This window comes from Nonomuraea dietziae, from assembly GCF_014195505.1.
Lineage (GTDB): Bacteria > Actinomycetota > Actinomycetes > Streptosporangiales > Streptosporangiaceae > Nonomuraea > Nonomuraea roseola.
The window spans coordinates 7,385,234-7,402,899 of record NZ_JACIBV010000001.1 but is presented as its reverse complement, the minus strand read 5'-3'; the positions used below and the strand labels follow the sequence as shown (position 1 = coordinate 7,402,899).

Here is a 17,666-nt window from a genome sequence, read left to right as displayed (position 1 = left end):
GTGCCGCTATTTGAGCGCGCCCGCCGTCAGCCCGCTCTGGATCTGACGTTGGAAGACCGTGTAGACGACGAGCATGGGCAGGATCGCGAGGGTCAGCGCGGCGAACAGCGCCGACCAGTCCTGGTCGTAGCCCGCCGCGGTGGAGATGTCGGCGATGCCCTGGGTCAGCACCCACTTGTCCCGCTCCTGCAACAGCACCAGCGGGAGCTGGTACTGGTTCCACTGCCCCAGCACGTTGAAGATCGTGATGCTGACGAGGCCGGGACGGGCCATCGGCAGCATGATCTGGAAGAAGATCCGGGTGTGCGAGGCGCCGTCCACCAGGGCCGCCTCGGCGACCGCGGTGGGCAGGGTGCGGAAGAAGGCGGCGAGGAAGAAGATGGTGAAGGGCATCGAGTAGGCGATGTAGACCAGCACCACCCCCGCGTGGGTGTTCAGCCCGATGAAGGGGATGACCCGCCCCATGTTCTGCACGACGAAGAAGAGCGGGGTCAGGGCGAGGTAGACGGGGAAGGCCAGCCCCGACACGAACAGCAGGTAGAAGCCGCGGTTGCCGCGGAAGGGATAGCGCGCGAGCACGTACGCGGCCATCGAGCCGAGCAGCATGGTGCCGAGCGTGCTGAAGGACACCACGATGACGCTGTTGAGCATGTACTGGCCGATGTGGGCCTGCTCCCACGCCCTGGCGAAGTTGTCCCACCGCAGCGAGGCGGGCAGCGACCAGGCGTCACCGAAGATCTCCTCCTCGCTCTTGACCGACGCCAGGAAGGTCCAGAGGATCGGCACGATCATGAGGACGGTCCAGACCACCAGCGCCACGTGACTCAGCGCCGACAGCGGCCCCAGCCGAGTACGCCGGTCCTTTCTGACCGACTTCCGGGAAAGGTACATCAGTACTCGATTCGTTCCCGACGCGAGAGGCGCAGGGCCAGGATCGCGAAGCCGATGGTGAAGAAGAACATGATCACGCCGAGCGCCGACGCGTAGCCGAACCTGAAGTACTGGAAGGCGTTGCGGTAGATCTCGGCGGCCATGACCGTGGTGGAGAAGTCGGGGCCACCGTGCTGGTCGGTCATCACCCACACGATGGCGAAGACGTCGAGGGCGAGGATGCCCAGGTAGACCCATGCCACCTGCACGGTGTCCCACAGCAACGGCAGCGTGATGCGGAAGAACAGCGAGAAGCGGCCCGCGCCGTCGATCTGGGCGGCCTCGAACATGTCGCCGGGGATCGAGGCGAGCCCGGCGGAGAACAGCACGACGTAGAAGCCGACCGCCTGCCAGACCATGACGCCGAGGACCGACCAGAAGGCGACGGAGGGGTCGGACAGGAACCCGACGGGCGACAGCCCGAGCGCCATGAGCGGGCCGTTGAGCATGCCGCTGTCGTCGGGCCTGAAGACCTGCTGGAACAGCACCGCGACCACGGCCACGGCCAGCACCTGGGGAAAGAAGAACACCACCCGGTAGAACTTCGATCCCCGCACCCCCGTGACGCCCTTGCCTCCCACGTTGAGCAGGAAGGCGAAGAACAGCGCCAGGACGATGGTGATCAGCGGCAGCAGCACGAGCAGCAGCGCGTTGTGCGACACCGCCTTCCAGAAGATCCCGTCGCTGAAGAGCCGCTGGAAGTTCTCCAGGCCGGTGAACCGCGGCGCGGCGGACACGCCGCGCCAGTCGGTCATCGCGATGTAGAACGCCTGCACGTACGGCGCGATCACGTAGACCAGGTAGAGCGTGACCGGCGCCGCGAGGAACGAGGTGATGAAGAGGCGACGACGCAGCATGTCAGCGCTTGTACTTCTTGATCGCCGAGTCGTTCTTGATCTCGTCGGCCTTCTTCTGGATGCGCTCGAGGTACTTGTCGGGGGTCAGGCCGCCGCTCATCAGCTGGCCCGTGGCGGCGACTGCCTCGTCCTTGAGCTGGGCGTACCAGGTCTGCCAGCGGTAGTAGACGGTGTTGGCGCCCGCCGCGCTCACCGCGTCGGAGGCGCTCTTGGCGCCGGGCGACAGCTGCCTGCCCTCGCCGGCCCCCCTTGACCACGGTGACGGTGCGGACGAGCTCGCTGAAGTCGCCGGCCGCCTTCTTCGACAGCATGGCGCGCAGGTACTCCATGCCGGCCTGCGGGTTGGCGCCCTTGGACGGCACGATGAAGTTCTCGCCCGGCTGGGTGTGCAGCGTGCCGTACGGCATCTTGTCGGAGCCGGTGACGTCGGGGACGACGAACATCTGGTAGGCGAAGTCGGCGGGGGTGGTGTCCTTCTGCTCGTTCTCCAGCCAGGAGCCGGAGGGCAGCATGGCGACCTCGTACTTGTTGTGCGAGGTCTGCGTCTGCACGTGGTCGAGCCCGGCGGTGCCCTGCATCAGGTACTTGGCGCCGACCTCGGCCCAGCGGGTGGCCGACTCCTTCATCGCCTCGGTGGTCCAGGCGCCGTCCTCGAGGTTGTCGATGTTGACGAGCACCTCGTTCCCGCCGATCTTGGCCGCCATGGTCAGCAGGACCTCGTAGAGGTACTGGGGGAACTTGCCCGCGTAGGTGAAGGGGGCCATCTTGCCGGACTTCTTGATGGTCTCGCAGAGCGCGGTGAACTCGTCCCACGTCTTCGGCGCCGCCCAGCCGTTCTCGTCGAAGGCCTTCTTGGAGTACCAGATGCCGAAGATGTAGTTCACATAGCCGAGCACGCTGAACTTGCCGTCATAGGTGCCGATCTCGATCACGGCGGGGTCGATGGAGTCGCGCACCTTCATCGACGGGTCGTCCCAGGTGGGCGCGTCGAGCAGCGGGGTGAGGTCCTGCAGCTGGCCGTCCTGTGCGAGGGCGCCGAAGTCCATGGCGTTGGCGCCGGAGTTGTCGATGACGTCGGGCGGGTTGCCGCCGGCGAAGCGCGGCTGCAGGACCTTGGTGATCTCCTTGGTGGCGTTGTGCTTGATCTGCGCCTTGGGGTACTTCGTGGCGAACAGCGGCTGGTGGATGTCCTTGGCGTACGCCTGGCCGAATCCGCCGTCGAAGATCCAGATCTCCAGCGGTTTGTCCGCCGCGACCCCGAAGGGGTTGGCGGCGCTGGTCGGGGCCGCGGCGGGCGCGGAGGAGGCCGGCGCCTGCGCGGGCGTGGCGCAGGCGGCGAGCGCACCCGCCGCCGGAATGAGGACGGCGCTGCGAAGAAGTTCGCGTCGCGTGATGTGAGGAGTGTGGGGGGTGTTCGGCATGGCTACTCCAGTCGATGACTCTCCACGGCCTTGATGGTCAGTTCGAAGGCCTGATTGGTCCGTTCGTAGGTTTGCTGGGCGATCGCCACGTAGACGGCGTCCAGCACGAACAGCTGCGAGTGGACGGCGGCGAGCCCGCCGAGCCTGAACGTGGTCTCCCTGCTGGCCGTGGTGAGCACCAGGTCGGCCAGCTCGGCCAGCGGCGAGCGGGCGAAGGAGGTGACGGCGACGCAGACCGCGCCGTGGGTGCGGGCCTCGGTCAGCGCCTCCATCACCTCGCGGGTGCGTCCGCGGTGGGAGATGCCGATCGCGACGTCGCCCCTGCCGAGCAGCGCCGCGTCGGCCAGGGAGACGTGCGCGTCGCCCGAGCTCCAGCAGGGCACGCCGATGCGGCGCAGCCGTCCCTCGAACATCGTGGCCACGGCGCCGCTGGTGGAGACGCCGACGAGCAGCACCCTGCTGGCGGCCACGATCGCGTCGGCGACCTGGCCGACGACGACCAGGTCGAGCTGGGCTGCGGTGTCCTGGATCAGGCGGCTGTCGGCGGCGGCCATGACCTCGATCGCGGCGTCCAGCGGGTCGTCGGGGCCGATGTCCTGGCCGACTCCCGCGCCCCATCCGGCCTGCGCCGCCCTGCCGGTCTCGGTGGCCAGCGCGACGCGCAGCTCGGCGTAGCCGGAGAAGCCGAACGCCCTGCAGAACCTCGTCACGGTGGCGGGCGAGCTGCCGGCCCGCTCGGCCAGCGCGATGATGGTGGAGCGCGCGGCCTCGGCGGGATCGCCGAGAATCACCTCACCGACCCTGCGCAGGGCCTCGGGAAGTCCGGGCAGCTCTGTCTCGACGCGGCCGAGGGCACCAGATGTCACGAATATTCCTTCCGAATATCGGACCTTGCGGCGAAAATTATTCTTGCAATCGGGTCACGTCAAGACCCACGATGTGACACGTGCATAACGGCGATCAGACCAGGCGGGGTTTTGGGCCTCTCTCTGCGCACCACGTCGTTCCCGCCCCTTTCCGCGCCCGCGAGCTGGGCTCTCCTTGGCGTACGGCCGAGCGGTACGGTGGCCTCCAGCACGGTCGGCGCGAACGAAGTGGATGGGTGAGCCGTGGAACGCGGTGACATGGTGGTCGGCGTCGACGCGGGCGCGACGTCCACGCGGGTGGCCGTGCACGCCCTCGACGGCGGCAGGCTGGGCTACGGCACGGCGGGCGGCGGCAACCCCAGCGCCCACGGGGCCCAGGCGGCGTCCGCGGCGATCGGGGCGGCGCTGACCCGGGCCCTCGAAGGGCTCGACCCCTCGCGCGTGTCCCGCTCGGTCGCGGGCGTGGCGGGCAACAGCCTCACCTTCGGCGCCGTCCTCGACAAGCTGTGGGCCGATCACGGCCTGCCCCTCGGCCCCCTGCTGATGAACGACGTGCCGATCGCCTACGCGGCGGGCTCGGCCGAGCCCTCCGGCACGCTGCTGCTGTCGGGCACGGGAGCGGTCGCCGCCCGTTTCACCGCCCGCGCCCTCGACGAGATGTCCGACGGGCTGGGCTGGCTGCTGGGCGACGCGGGCTCCGGCTTCTGGATCGGCAGGGCGGCCGCCAAGGCCGTCGTCCACGCACTCGACCGCGGCGAGCCGGGCGGGCTGCTGTCCGACCTGGTCGTCGCCCACTTCCTCGGCGACGACCGAGGTCCCACCCCGCGCCGGGAGGCCGAGCGCATCGTCAGGCTCGCCATGGCCGACAGGACCACCCTCGGCCCGCTGGCCGGCATGGTCAGCAGGGCCGCCGCCGAGGGCGACCCGATGGCCTCGGAGATCGCCGAGCGGGCCGCGGCCCACCTGGCCGCCACGGTGGCCAGGGTCTACGACGGCGGCCCGATCGTGCTGGCGGGCTCGGTCCTGACCAACGAGGGGCCGGTACGGCAGGCCGTACAGAGGCTGCTGGAGCAGCGGTGGGAGGCGAAGGTCGCCGTCGCGCGCGACGGCGCGGGAGCGGCCGCCTGGCTGGCGGCGCTCGACCTGCTGCCCGAGGCGGCGGCGGCGCGGCTGCATCCCGCCTTCACCGGCTGATCAGCCCTTGACCGCGCCCGCGGCCATGCCCGCGCCCACCCTGCGTTGCAGGAACAGGAAGACGACCAGCACCGGCAGCGCGAACAGCGTGGCGGCGGCCATCGTGGCGCCCCAGTCGGTGCCGTAGACGTCGCGGAAGGTCGACAGCCAGACCGGCAGCGTCCGCTTGTCCTGGTCCTTGATGATGAGCACGTTGACGAAGGAGAACTCGTTCCACGCGGTGATGAAGCCGAACAGCGAGGTGGCCATGAGCCCTGGGGCGAGCAGCGGGAAGATGACCCGGCGGAACGCGGTGAACCTCGTCGCCCCGTCCACCAGCGCCGCCTCCTCCACCTCGATCGGCACCGCGTCGAGGAAGCCGCGCAACGTCACGATCGTGAACGGCAGCGTGACCATGAAGTAGACGCCCGACAGCATGGCCAGCGAGTCCAGCAGGTCGCTGTCGCGCGCGATGATGAACATCGGCACCAGCAGCGCCTCCCACGGCGCCATCTGCGCGGCGAAGACCGCCACGACGAACACGCCCCTCCCCCTCCAGCGCAGCCGCGCGACCGCGAAGGCGGCCAGCAGCGACACCACCAAGGCCAGCAGGACGGCGGCGCCCGTCACCATCAGGCTGTTGCGCCAGTAGGACCAGAAGCCCTCGGCGCTCATCGCGGTGGCGAAGTGGTCGAGCGTCGGGTTCACGGGCAGCAGCGACGGCGTGTCGGACTGGATGTCCCTGGTCGGCTTGAACGCGGTGACGACCATCCAGTAGACGGGGAAGATCGTCAGCGCGAGCGTGACGAGCGCCGCGCCGTTGAGCAGTGCCTTGCGCATCACGACTCCTGCCTGAGCATCCGCCGCAGGTTGGCGACCAGCGCGACGGCGAGGATGACGACGGTGACGACGGCCACGGCCGAGCCCAGGTCGTACCTGTGCAGGACCCGGGCGATCTTGAAGGCGTAGACGGGCAGCGTGGTGGTCGCGCCGTCGGGGCCGCCCTGGCTGAGGACCCAGATCTGCGGGAAGCACTTGAAGACCCAGATCACCTCCAGCGAGGTGATCAGCGCGAACATCGGGCGCAGGATCGGGAAGACGACCTTGGTGAAGATCTGCCTGCTGGTGCCGCCGTCGATCCTGGCCGACTCGAACAGCTCGACAGGGATCGTCGTCAGGCCCGCGTACAGGGTGAGGGCGGCGAACGGCACCGACTGCCAGACGACCAGGATCACCAGGACGGCGAACATGGCGCCGCCGTCGGCGAACCAGGAGTAACCGCGGATGTCCAGCAGCCAGTTGACGATGCCGAGCTCCGACTGGAACAGCCACTGGAAGATGGTGGTGGCCGCGATGATCGGCGTCGCCCACGCCAGGGCCAGGGCGCTCATCAGCGCCACCCTCATGCGGCGGCCCAGCCGCAGCAGCATGAGCGCGACGCCGGTCGACAGGCCGACGATGAGCACCACGTTGACGGCCGTCCAGACGGCGGTCCTGAGCAGGACGCTCCAGAACTCCTCGCCCGTGAGCAGTTCCCGGTAGTTGTCGAGGCCGACGAAGGTGGCGCCGCCCCTGATGAGCTCGCCCATCCTGAAGTGCTGGACGGAGATCACGCCCGCTCTGATCAGCGGGTAGAGCAGGAGCAGCACGCCTGCCACGACCGCGGGGGCGATGAGCAGGTAGGGCCACGGGCTGGTGCGGCGGCGGGCCCGCCTGCGCGCCTGCTGGGGCGTTCGGGCGAGCGGCGGCGCGGGCGCTCGGGTGGCGGCGGGCATGCGCTCCCTCCTGGGATCGTCTCTGGGTGTACGGCGGGGACCGTCACCCCCGCGGGCGGTTCAGGGGGTGACGGTCCTGGGCTCGCAGGTCAGGAACCGCTGTTGAGGGTCGTGGTGATGGACTCCGACACCTTGCGGGCCTCGGCCGCCGCGTCGTTGCCGGTCAGCACCGCCGTCATGTACTGCTTGATGATCGACGTCGCCTCCACCGCCGCCCAGTTGGGCGTGTTGGGCGTGGCCTTGCCGTTGGCCGCTCCCGCCGCCATCGCGGCCGTGCCCTCGTCACCGCTCAGCACGCCGGCCAGCGACGCCCTGTTCGGTACGAAGCTCATCGCCTTGGCCAGCTCGGTCTGGAACTTCTCCCCCGCCAGCGCCTTGACCACCTCGTAGGCGGCGTCGTGGTTCTTCGACGCCTCCGGGATGATCAGGTCGGAGCCGCCGGTGAACACCGCGCCAGGCTTGTCAGCGCTCTTGCCGGGGATGGGGAAGAAGCCCATCTTGCCCTTCATGCCGGGCTCGACCTCGAGCACGCGGGCGGCGATGCCGGGCACGGCGATGATCTGCCCGACCCTGCCCTGCGCGAACACCTCGTGCTGCGGCGGGTTGGCCTCGTCGGCGTCCTTCGGCCCCTTGCCGAGCGCCTGGAGCCGTCGGTAGAACTCCATGCCCGCCAGCGCCTGCGGGGTGTCGAGGGCGCCCTTCCACCGGTCGCCCTCCTTGACCGCCAGGTCGCCGCCCTCGTCCCAGATGAAGCCCGCCAGGGCGTACCACGTCTGGCCCGTGAGGTAGATGCCCTGGTCTCCCCCCTTGTTGAGCGAGGCGGTGACCTCCAGCCACTCGTCCCTGGTCTTCGGCGGGGCCTCGATGCCCGCCTTCGCCCACAGGTCCTTGTTGTAGACGACGACGCGGTTGGCGGCGTACCAGGGCACGCCGTACTGCTTGCCGTCGATCTTGCCGGGCTCGGCGAGGCCGGGGATCCAGTCCTCGCCCCGCAGATCGGCGATCTTGCCTGTGAGATCTCTCACGCCGCCGCTGGCGGAGTACTGCGCGACCTGGGTGTTGCCCACCTCGATCACGTCGGGGGCGTCGGTGCTGGCCAGCGCAGCGGTGACGCGCTCGCCGATGCCGTCCCACGCCTGGATCTGGATGTCGAGGTCGACGCCCTTGTGCGCGGCCTCGTAGTCGGTCTCGAACTGCTTGAGCAGCTCCTGCGTGACGCTGCCGTCCATGATCCAGACGGTCAGCTTGGCGGGGGCCGCGCTCGCGGCGGGCCCTGGGTCCGTGGAACCGCACGCGGTCACCGCGAACAGGGCCGCGAGGGCCAGAAGGCGGTACTTCATGGGGGGTCACCTTCGAATGGAGGGTGGGTACGGCGGGGCCGTACGAGTGTCAGGAGACGGTGTCCTGGAAGGCCGTCCCCGCGGTGCGGAGGGCGTTGACCCTGCTCAGCACGCCGGCGGGCGAGACGACCTCGTTCTTGGTGTGGTAGACCCAGTCGACCTGCTGCTGGTAGGCGCGCCTGGTGGATCCGCCCTGCAGGTCGATGAACCACTGGTTGAACATGATCCACATCGGGGTCTCGGGGTAGTAGACGCCGCCATGGTCGGCGAACAGGCGCCCGTCGACGTAGTACCTGACGCGCCCTCCCGACACCTGGACGACCAGGTCGTGCCAGCCGGAGAAGCTGGTCCTCTCCTCGGTGTGGGTGTTGACCGCCTGCCACGGGTCGGCCTGGTAGGTCTCCCAGCTGGTGGCGTAGAGGATGTTGGCGGGCTCGCCCCATCCGCCGTTCGGCAGGTACTCGAAGTCGAGCTCGCCGTAGTCGGGGTCCATGTTCTGGCGCAGCGGCGTGATGGTGAAGAAGGTCTGCACGACGTGCTCGCCGTCGGGCCCCGTCACGGGGGCGTCGCTGAAGCGCACGCGGGCGGCGTAGGTGCCCTCGAAGAACTTGCGGTTGGCGGTCGAGAGCTCGGTCTGGACGGTGCCCGCGCCGGTGCCGTCGGTGGACGACTCCAGCTGCAGCACGCCGCCGGGGAAGGTGACGGCCGCGGGCGACCAGGTGGCCCCCGGCACGCCCGGGCCTCCTGAGCTGGACCTCACGGTCCATCCGCGCTGTGCGAGCCGCGGGTCGCCCGAGCCGGTGTAGGAGAAGTCGTCGAACAGGACCCCCGCCGAGCCCGTGGGCGGGTCGGTCGGGGTTGGAGTGGGTGTCGGCTCGCCGCCGCCGGGCGGCCTGCCCCAGGCCAACTGCCCGTTGACGTAGACGGCCGCCTTCTCCCAGTCGGCGTAGCCGGTCTGGACGCCGAAGGAGTAGTCGTCCGACTGGTCGAAGCTCTGCCAGTCGGCGCGGTGGAAGCGCAGTTGCAGGTCGCGCGTGTTGCCGCCGGGCGCCAGCGTCCCCGAGGTGAAGCCCACCTCCAGGTAGCCGTTGCCGAACGTGCCCGTCACGGTCGAGCAGCCCACCACCGCCCACGAGCAGGCGAACCTGTAGGTCTCCGTGCCGGTCAGGTAGTAGCGGATCTTCACCTGGGCGAGCGGCACGGCCGACGCCCCGTCGTTCAGCAGCTGGAACCAGGGCTCGGCCTGGGCGGTGGTGGGGGTGGTCGAGGAGTTCTTGTACTGCAGGCGCAGCCCCTGCGCGGCGTTGGCGGGGGCGGCCAGCAGGGCGGCGACGACGGCGAAGGGAAGGGCTAAGGCGAGGAGGATCTTCACGGCTTGATCTCCTTGGGGTCAGCCGCCTCTTCTGATGCGGCCTTCGTAGCGGGCCTCGAGTGCGAGGTTGTGCTCGTCGCCCTCGGGGACGTTCGCCGACAGGTACACCGGCGGCGTCTGTCCTGCCTTCACCAGGTCGCGCACCGCTTCGGCGACGACGAGCTGGACCAGCAGGGCCGAGGTGATCGTGGAGACGGCGCCGACGGCGCCGCCCTCGGGCAGCGGCAGGACGGCGTCGCCGCGTGGAGCCCTGTTGTCGAGGACCACGTCGGCGAGTTCGAACAGCTTGCGCCCCGACGGGTGCCTGGACGGCACGCCGGAGCTGTGCGTGAGCGAGGTGATGGCGATCAGGTCGTGGCCGCGCTCCTTGACCAGGGCGGCCAGCTCGACGACGACGCCGTTGACGCCGGAGTTGGAGATGATCACGAACAGGTCCTCGTCCCTGACGGGTGCGAGGTCGAGGATGCGCGCGGCGAGGCCGGGGTCGCGTTCGAGGTCGTAGCGTTCGAGCTCGGCGGGGTCGGCTCCGCCGTACAGGACGATGTCCCTGAGCGCGAGCTTGTTGGTGGGGACGAGACCTCCCGCGCGGCCCGCGATCTCCATCGCGGTGGCCTCGGAGTGCCCCGAGCCGAACGCCTGGATCACGCCTCCCCTGTCGAGCGCCTTGGTGAAGAGGGCGGCGGCCCTGGGGATCTGGGGGTCGTCGGGGATGGCGGCGACGAGGTCGGCGATGTGCCTGGCGTAGTCGGCCGGGTTCACGATTCTCCTTCTGAGAGGCGGTGGCCTTCGACGGCCCTGACGGTCAGGTCGAACGCCTCGCGGGTGCGTTCGTAGGTGCGCTGGGCGACCGAGACGTAGACCACGTCGAGGACGAGCAGCTGGGAGTGGATGGCGGCGAAGCCGTGGGCGCGGAAGGTGGTCTCGCGGCTGGCCGTGGCGAGCACCAGCTCCGACACCTCGGCCAGCGGCGAGCTGGGGTGCGAGGTGACCGCGACGGTGATCGCGCCGTGGCTGCCCGCCTCGGCGAGCACCTCGATGACCTCGCGGGTCCTGCCGCTGTGCGAGATGCCGATGGCCACGTCGCCGTGGCCGAGCAGCGCGGCGTCGCTGAGCGCTGAGTGCGCGTCGGACCTGCTCCACGTGGGGATGCGGATGCGCTGCAGGCGATGCTCCATCTCGCTGGAGACCGCCGCGCTGCTCGACACACCGAACAGCAGCACCCTGCCCGCGTGGGCGATCGCCTCGGCCACCTTCTCGACCATGGCGAGGTCGAGCTGGGCGGCGGTCTGCTGGATGAGCCTGATGTCGTTGCCCGAGACCACGCCGAGCACCCTGTCCAGGCCGTCATCGGGGAGGATCTCCTGGCCGATGTCGGTCTCCCAGCGCTGCCGCGCCGTCCTGCCCGTCTCGGTGGCGATGGCCACGCGCAGCTCGGCGTAGCCGCCGAAGCCGAGCGCGCGGCAGAACCTGGTGATCGTCGCGGTCGAGGTGCCGCTGCGCTCGGCCAGGTCGACGATCGTCGACCGCGCGGCCTCGGCGGGGTTGGCGAGGATCACCTCGGCCACCTTGCGCAGCGCCTCCGGCTGGTCGGCCTGTTCCGCTCTGATACGGCTCAGCAGTTCCACGCGATGAAAATTATGCTCAGCATCTCGACGGGTCAAGGGTTCTGGAGAATAATTTTTGACATGGCGATGGTGTTAGGAGTGGACGCGGGCGGGACGTCGACCCGCGCGGCGGTGCTGTCACTCGAAGGCGAGGTGATGGGCAGGGGGCTCGCCGGGTGCGGGAACCCGATGGCGGCGGGTGCCCGGGTGGCCTTCGGCAACCTCCGAACCGCCGTTGAACAGGCTCTCTGCGTGGTGGACCGCTCTTCGATCAAGGGGGGCGTCGTGGGCCTCGCCGGCTCGGGGCTGCTGCGCGAGCCGTCGGCGATGGCCGCGTTCGCGGCGGTGTTCTCCGACCTTCCGGTGGTGCCCAGGGCGGCGGGGGACGTCGTGGTGACGTTCGCCGCGGGTACCTCTGCGGCCGACGGCACCGTCCTGGTGTCGGGGACGGGCGCGATCGCGGCAAGAATTATTGACCGCGCTCAGGGGCGGCTCGCCGACGGGTACGGCTGGCTGCTGGGTGATGAGGGGTCGGGGTTCTGGCTCGGGAGGGCCGCGGCGAGGGTGGCGGTGCGGGAGCTCAACGCGGGTACGCCAGGCCTGCTCACCCGCCTGGTCACCGGCCACCTCCTCCCCTCCTCGCCCCCTGTCATGCCCCGCCCGCCCGGCGACTCCGCTACGCCTGCCTTGTCGCACCTCCCGCCCGGTGACTCCGCTACGCCTGCCTTGTCGGACCTCCCGCCCGGTGACTCCGCTACGCCTGCCTTGTCGGACCTCCTGCCAGGTGACTCCGCCGGTGCTGCTCACCGGGACGCCACGGGGCCGGGCAGGGTCGATCAGGTCGGCGAGCTGGTGGACAGGATCGCGGCCACCGTCCAGTCCAGGCCGCCGCTCGCGCTGGCCGAGCTGGCGCCCCTCGTGAGCAGGGCCGCCGCCGACGGCGACCCCGCCGCGCTGTCGATCGTCGAGGCCGCCGCCGTCAGGCTGGCCCGTACCGCCTCCGAGGTGCGCGAGCCCCTCGACCGCTCCCCCATCGTGCTGGCAGGAAGCGTGCTGACCAGCGGAGGCCCCGTCCAGCAGGCGGTAAGGGAGTTGCTCGGACGGCGGTGGGCGGCGGCCCCGATCACGGTGGCGAAGGACGGAGCGGGAGCGGCGGCGTGGCTGGCCGCGCTGGACCTGCTCGGCCCCGCGCGCGCGGCGGCGCTGCACTCCCGCTTCGTCGGCTAACCCAAGTCGGCCGGCTTGGGGCCGTCGTAGACCGGGTTCTTGTCCAGCCGCTCCTTCGTCACCAGCAGCCTGACCTCGTCGGCCGACAGCGCCTGGGCCTCCCACACGATCCAGTCGTCCCCGACGGAGTCCGGCTGCTTGTCAGGGTGGTACCCGTAGCCGCCGCCCTCGTTCGGGTCGATCACCGTGACCACCGACCTGATCCCGCGCTCGGCGGCCTCCTTGCGCACTTCGCCCACCGTGCGCTCGTCCACCTTGAGCCCGTGCAGCGCCTCACCCTCGCGGGTGGCCGGCGCCCAGTTGTCGTACCGCTCCCCCGGCTGCGCCGTGCGGCCGAGGTAGACCACGCCCTTGCCGGTGTAGCCCACGTCCACCGTGACCGCCAGCGCGCAGCCGGTGGTGCCCATCTGGCACCCCTCCGGCTCTAGGCCGCCGCCGAGGCCCTTGCCCGGGGTGGTGGCTCCGGAGCCGCCGATGCGCACGACCTTCCCCACCCCGGTCGGGGACGACGGCAGCAGCGTGAGCCCGACGTCCAGACCCACCGCCTTGAACGCCTCCGCGTACCTGGCGTGATCGGCGTAGGGGTCCTTGACCTTGGCCACCCACTGGTCGCCCCGCCGCTCGATCTCCATGGCCGCGTTCGCGTAGGACGTGGCCAGCCCTGGCCCGTCCGTCAGCAGCCCCGGACCGATCACCGCCGCGGCCGCCAGCGTCGACACCGCCACCCCCGCCATCACGAACCTGCGCACGCGGCGCGGCCGTACGGCGGGCTCGTGGACGTGCTCGGCCTCCACGATCGACTCCAGCAGCGTCCGCGCCCCCGCGCCGGACGCCCGTCCCCTCAGGTCCTCGTCACGCACCCTGGCCAGAGCGCCGACCTGGTCATTCATGTTCGTCATCGTTGCCTCCCCGCAAGAGCTACCCGGTCGACCTGGACGCCCGCCGCCTCCAGCGCGCGGGCGAAGCGCTTACGCGCTCGGTGCAGCCTGATCCGTACGGCGTTGCGCGAGCAGCCGAGCACGGCGGCTATCTCGCCGCGCTCCAGCCCCTCCCAGCCGACGAGCGCGAGCAGTTCGCGGTCGTCGGCAGGGAGGTCTCTGAAGGCCGTGGCGATGACTCCGCGCTCCACCGAGGCGTCCGGCGTGGTGGCGTAGAGGTCGGCCAGGTCGAGATCGAGCTCCACGGTGCGCGCCTGGTGCCTGGCCGTACCTCTGCGGTGGTTGGCCAGCACGTTGCGGGCCACGCCGTACAGCCACAGGCGGGCCTCGTCCCCGCCCGGCAGCCGGTCGATCCGCCGCCAGGCGATGGCGAAGGTCTCCGCCACCACGTCGGCCGCGTCGTCGGGTGAGGCACAGCGTCGTACGGCGTAGCCCAGGATCTGCTCGTAGGTGTCGGCGTAGACGGCCTCGAACCTGGACCTGCGACGTTCATCCACGGGCGATTCCCACGATCAGCCTCCTGGGTTACGAAATGTCGGACACCTCTCCATGTCGAAACCCCGGCCACCATTTCACCGGCCATCCGAACCGGACCCGGGACCCCGGCCACGCGCCCCCACGGTCCACCGTGACGCCGGCCGCCTTCACTCGAGACGATCACGACCGGCGCTCCGGGCCCTTCGACCTGTCGGCCGGCATGCGAGGACGGGCCGAGCTGCGAAACCAAGGATTCCGAGGCTCCCGACGGAACCGGAGGGCCGCATCGAGGTGTCCCCGGCCCACGACCTCAAGCGAGGAGGTCACCGTCTACCCCGCCACGGGCGCAGAGCTCCTCAAGGGACGGCGGGTCCTCGGGCCTGTCCGTCGCCCTCGACCAGCTGGGACCGTAGCTCGACGGCCACGTTGAGGTTGTGCTGGAGCCCCTCCCCGTAGGGGTGGTCATCGGGTATGACCCGCAGCGCCTCCCGCGTGAACGCGATGGACCTGTCGAGATCTTCGAGCGCGCCGGTCCTCGCGTGCCGGATCAGCAGGTCGGCCCCGAGGCTCGACAACTTCGCCACCCGCCCGGGGTCGTCCTCGGGCAGATCGTTCAACGCCTGCTCCCAGCCTGAGACCAGCTCGTCGACGTCCGAGTGATCCAGCGTGACGTCGAGCCGCATCATCATCATGTGCCCGAGCTCCTCCATGGCCTCGTCCTGGCCGGGATGGTCGTCGGGGATCGCCCGGACCCTCTCCGCCCCCGCGGCGAGCGCCTCCTCCAGATCCGCCGGCCTGCCCGTGTCCGCGTGGCGCATCAGCAGCGCCTTGCTGAACAAGGAGAGATGGCCGGGCCGATCGGGGTGGTCGGCGGGAGTGGCGTCCTTGATCCGCCGCCATGCGTCCACGGCCCTGTCGGCCAGCGCCGGGTCGTCGGCCGGATCGGTGTCCCTCATCCTCAGCAGTTCGGTGGCCAGCTCGACGGCCTCGGCCAGCACGTCCTCCCGCAGCTTGGGCGCGAGCGAGGACGGCAGCTCACCGCCGTAGATCAGGCAGCGAGCCAGCAACGCGACCGCGGCCCACCGGTCCGCGGAGCTCTCCTGGCCGAGTGCGACGTGCCGGCTCAGGTGGAAAGCGGCCAGGACGGCGAGCACCTCGACGCGGGGATCTTCCTCCCGATAGGCGTCGACGAGCCGCCGCGCGTGTTCGAGTAACTGTGTATCAAGGCTGCTCGCGTGCTCTTCGGTGCTGCCGACGTCGTGCTGCCATCGCACGAGCGCCTCGAATGACTCCTCAACCGACATGTCCGTCATCAGCCCCTCCCGAACGGCCCCCTGACCATGCTGCCCCGCGAGCTACCTCCACGCGCACCTCGCGCCGACGGCCCGGTGGCTGACATGGGGGATCCGGGCTGAGGCGGCGGGGTCGGGGTCAGGGGGTGAGGAGGGCGGCGCTGCCGTATGAGCCGCCGAAGCCGGTTATCAGGGCGACGCCCGCGCCACCCCTCACCTCGCGTACGGCCTGTGCCACATTGTTGAGTCCGTGAACGTATCCCTCGGAGAGCAGTCCCCCGTGTGGATTGACCCCGGCGTGTCCCCGGGCCAGCACGTAGGCCCCGAGGTCCGGTCGGGGCACGAGGCCGAAGTCCTCCAGCTGGCGGGGGACGAGCCACGAGTACGCGTCGTAGAGCAGGGCCACGTCCACGTCGGTGGGACGCATGCCGGATGCTGTCCACAGCATGGGGGCCACGTACGTCGAGAAGACGGCGGTGACGTCGGGTGAGCGGTCCATCGTCGAACAGCCGGGTCCGCCGCCTCGGACCACCGCCCTGATCCGTGGGCCTGGCAGTACTCCGCTGACCACCAGGGCGCAGGCGCCGTCCGTTTCCTGGCAGCAGTCGACCGTACGCAGGGGACTGCAGACGAAGGGCCTGGCGAGATAGTCCTCCAGTGACAGGGGGCCGCGGCGGAGGGCTCTGTCGTTGGAGGCGGCGTTCTCGCGGGACTGCGCGACGACGGCGTGCAGGTGCTCCTCGGTGAGTCCGGTGTCGTGGAGGTAGCGGGTGGCGGCCATCGCGAACATCGGGATGGGGCCCGCCATGCCGTACGGGATCGTGAAGCGCTCCTGCGGGCCCGTCGAGACGGTGTTCATGCGCCTGCCCGAGCGGCCGTTGAGGGCTCGATAGATCAGCACGTGACGTGCCAGGCCCGCCCCGATGAGCATCGCCGCGTCGCCGAGGATGGACGCGGCCTGGGTGCCGCCGCCGGAGATGTCGTTGTGCCAGCCGAGTCTGTCGATCCGGAGCGCTCGGGCCACCTGGACGACCGGCGCGGAGTCGTTGAGGTGGTAACTCAGGACGGCGTCGATCTCGCGCGGGTCCAGGCCGGCGTCGGCGCAGGCGAGCCGGGACGCCTCGACCGCCAGTTCCAGCTCCGTCTTGCCGGAGGCCCGCGTGAGCGGTGTCATCCCGATCCCTGCGATGGTGCCGCGCATGCTCCTCCCGATCCCTGAGTCGAGTGGCGTCGTCACCCTCGGACCTCTGACTGCCGGATGTCGGTGGACGGCGGTGCGGGCGAGCCGATCGGTCCGCCCGTCACGGTAGTGCGGCGCACCACGTCTAGGCAAGCGCTTGCTAGGTTAGCTCTCGCGGAGAAGCTTGCGCTCGTCTCCCATGCGGGCATGACCGAGTAGGTGCCGTCCGGAGCGGCGCACGGGTGTGTCGGCCCACGACGATGTGGAGGCGGCCTTGGCGAGAACCCCCCGCGCTCCCACGATCGAGGTCAGATCATCGAGACGAGAATCCTCCGACTCCCGGTGTAAGCGTGCCTCCCGTGCATCACCAGGAGGTTGTCGATCATCATGACGTCCCCCCGCTCCCACGGGAACGAGCACTCGTTCCGCTTGGCGACCTCCCGCACCATACGAAGGTCATCCACGCCCAACGCACTCCCGTCCCCGAACGTCGCCTGAAGAGGAAGCTCCTCATCGGAAGAGGCCATCTCCAGCAACGCCTCAGCCTCGTCGGCAGGCAGGCTGGACACGTGCCACTGCTCAGCCTGGTTGAACCACACCTCCTCCCCCGTCACCGGGTGCTGACGAACAGCCGGCCGAACCTGCCGCACGCGCAGGTCATCGTCGTCCGTCCAGCGGAACTCGGCGCCGGTCTCGGCGAGGGCGCGCTCGACCTCACCCCGATCGTCGGTCTCGTAGGTGTCCTGCCAGGACTTGCCGAGCCCGAACCCGCCATGCAGGTTCTGCAGGTAGGCCACCCCACGAGAGGTGAACCGCGAACGCACCTCGGGCGAGAGCCCGTCCAGCACGGCACGCGAGTCGGACACAGGAGTGGCGCCACCGGTGGCAGGGGCCTGATCACAGTAGAAGAACAGCCGCGAAGGCCACCGGTGAGAGTAGGACAGCTCATTGTGCAGGGAGATCTCGTACTCCGCCGGATACTCGGTGGAGGTCCAGACACCGGCCTGTACGGCGACGCGAGGCGAGTTGCCGTGGCGGTAGTTGGTGAACGGCTCCCCGAAGGTCCTGACGAACTCGTGGAACGCGGCAGGCGAGTCGACGCCGAGCCCTCGGAAGAGGACAGCGCCGTGCTGAAGCAGCAGGGAATCAGCGGAGTCGCGGTCAGGAGTGCCCAGAACAGCGATGGTCGTCGCGCCAGAAGTGATCTTGTCCAT

General features: G+C 70.0%; 17 protein-coding genes. 2 read left to right on the top strand and 15 right to left on the bottom strand.

The window, feature by feature from the left end:
• Nucleotides 1-6: 6 nt before the first annotated feature.
• Genes FHR33_RS35280 through FHR33_RS52910 form a run of 4 tightly spaced genes read right to left on the bottom strand, consistent with a single transcriptional unit; the run spans nt 7 to nt 4,074 of the window.
• Nucleotides 7-891, bottom strand: coding sequence for a carbohydrate ABC transporter permease (locus tag FHR33_RS35280; protein ID WP_183657184.1), 885 nt, complete (start codon nt 889-891; stop codon nt 7-9).
• A complete protein-coding gene (locus FHR33_RS35275) occupies nt 891-1,787 on the bottom strand; it encodes a carbohydrate ABC transporter permease (RefSeq protein ID WP_183657181.1) in 897 nt (298 codons plus the stop codon). Before FHR33_RS35275 ends, FHR33_RS35280 begins: the two co-directional genes overlap by 1 nt.
• A complete protein-coding gene (ngcE, locus tag FHR33_RS35270) occupies nt 1,718-3,208 on the bottom strand; it encodes an N-acetylglucosamine/diacetylchitobiose ABC transporter substrate-binding protein (RefSeq protein ID WP_246452282.1) in 1,491 nt (496 codons plus the stop codon). Before ngcE ends, FHR33_RS35275 begins: the two co-directional genes overlap by 70 nt.
• Nucleotides 3,209-3,210: 2 nt before the next feature.
• Nucleotides 3,211-4,074: a MurR/RpiR family transcriptional regulator gene (locus tag FHR33_RS52910; protein ID WP_312895857.1), complete on the bottom strand. Its 864-nt coding sequence runs from the start codon at nt 4,072-4,074 to the stop codon at nt 3,211-3,213.
• Between the two features lie 243 nt (nt 4,075-4,317).
• On the opposite strand from FHR33_RS52910, the gene FHR33_RS35260 reads away from it, so the two are divergent.
• The gene (locus FHR33_RS35260) at nt 4,318-5,268 is read left to right on the top strand and encodes an N-acetylglucosamine kinase (protein ID WP_183657178.1); all 951 of its coding nucleotides are present in this window, start codon (nt 4,318-4,320) and stop codon (nt 5,266-5,268) included.
• Here FHR33_RS35260 and FHR33_RS35255 read toward each other — a convergent pair whose 3' ends face one another.
• The 6 genes from FHR33_RS35255 to FHR33_RS35230 form a co-directional block, all read right to left on the bottom strand.
• Nucleotides 5,269-6,087 (bottom strand): carbohydrate ABC transporter permease, encoded by an 819-nt coding sequence (locus tag FHR33_RS35255; RefSeq protein ID WP_183657175.1) that lies wholly within the window; start codon nt 6,085-6,087, stop codon nt 5,269-5,271.
• On the bottom strand, nt 6,087-7,022 hold the full coding sequence (locus FHR33_RS35250) for a carbohydrate ABC transporter permease (RefSeq protein ID WP_183657173.1): 936 nt from the start codon (nt 7,020-7,022) through the stop codon (nt 6,087-6,089). Before FHR33_RS35250 ends, FHR33_RS35255 begins: the two co-directional genes overlap by 1 nt.
• An 89-nt stretch (nt 7,023-7,111) precedes the next feature.
• Entirely contained in the window at nt 7,112-8,362 is a 1,251-nt protein-coding gene (locus FHR33_RS35245; RefSeq protein WP_183657170.1) for an extracellular solute-binding protein, read from the bottom strand.
• A gap of 49 nt (nt 8,363-8,411) precedes the next feature.
• Entirely contained in the window at nt 8,412-9,734 is a 1,323-nt protein-coding gene (locus FHR33_RS35240) for a cellulose binding domain-containing protein (RefSeq protein ID WP_183657167.1), read from the bottom strand.
• 18 nt (nt 9,735-9,752) lie between these two features.
• A complete protein-coding gene (locus FHR33_RS35235) occupies nt 9,753-10,493 on the bottom strand; it encodes a sugar isomerase domain-containing protein (RefSeq protein WP_312895856.1) in 741 nt (246 codons plus the stop codon).
• Nucleotides 10,490-11,359 (bottom strand): MurR/RpiR family transcriptional regulator, encoded by an 870-nt coding sequence (locus FHR33_RS35230; protein WP_183657165.1) that lies wholly within the window; start codon nt 11,357-11,359, stop codon nt 10,490-10,492. Before FHR33_RS35230 ends, FHR33_RS35235 begins: the two co-directional genes overlap by 4 nt.
• A 60-nt stretch (nt 11,360-11,419) precedes the next feature.
• Between FHR33_RS35230 and FHR33_RS35225 the strand changes: the two genes are divergently transcribed.
• Complete coding sequence (locus FHR33_RS35225) at nt 11,420-12,565, top strand: N-acetylglucosamine kinase (RefSeq protein ID WP_183657163.1); 1,146 nt, start codon at nt 11,420-11,422, stop codon at nt 12,563-12,565.
• Here the strand turns inward: FHR33_RS35225 and FHR33_RS35220 are convergent.
• The 5 genes from FHR33_RS35220 to FHR33_RS35200 all read right to left on the bottom strand — a co-directional run bounded on the left by FHR33_RS35220 (nt 12,562) and on the right by FHR33_RS35200 (nt 17,666).
• Nucleotides 12,562-13,464 carry a hypothetical protein gene (locus tag FHR33_RS35220; RefSeq protein ID WP_183657161.1) on the bottom strand — a complete coding sequence of 301 codons (903 nt, stop codon included), beginning with the start codon at nt 13,462-13,464 and terminating at the stop codon, nt 12,562-12,564. The two genes, FHR33_RS35225 and FHR33_RS35220, sit on opposite strands and share 4 nt — an antisense overlap.
• Nucleotides 13,461-14,000 (bottom strand): RNA polymerase sigma factor, encoded by a 540-nt coding sequence (locus FHR33_RS35215; RefSeq protein ID WP_183657159.1) that lies wholly within the window; start codon nt 13,998-14,000, stop codon nt 13,461-13,463. The genes FHR33_RS35220 and FHR33_RS35215 overlap by 4 nt, the downstream gene beginning before the upstream one ends.
• Before the next feature lie 336 nt (nt 14,001-14,336).
• A complete protein-coding gene (locus FHR33_RS35210) occupies nt 14,337-15,293 on the bottom strand; it encodes a hypothetical protein (protein ID WP_183657157.1) in 957 nt (318 codons plus the stop codon).
• Between the two features lie 118 nt (nt 15,294-15,411).
• Nucleotides 15,412-16,473, bottom strand: coding sequence for a thiolase C-terminal domain-containing protein (locus FHR33_RS35205; protein ID WP_183657156.1), 1,062 nt, complete (start codon nt 16,471-16,473; stop codon nt 15,412-15,414).
• Nucleotides 16,474-16,760: 287 nt separating this feature from the next.
• The gene (locus tag FHR33_RS35200; RefSeq protein ID WP_183657155.1) at nt 16,761-17,666 is read right to left on the bottom strand and encodes a TauD/TfdA family dioxygenase; all 906 of its coding nucleotides are present in this window, start codon (nt 17,664-17,666) and stop codon (nt 16,761-16,763) included.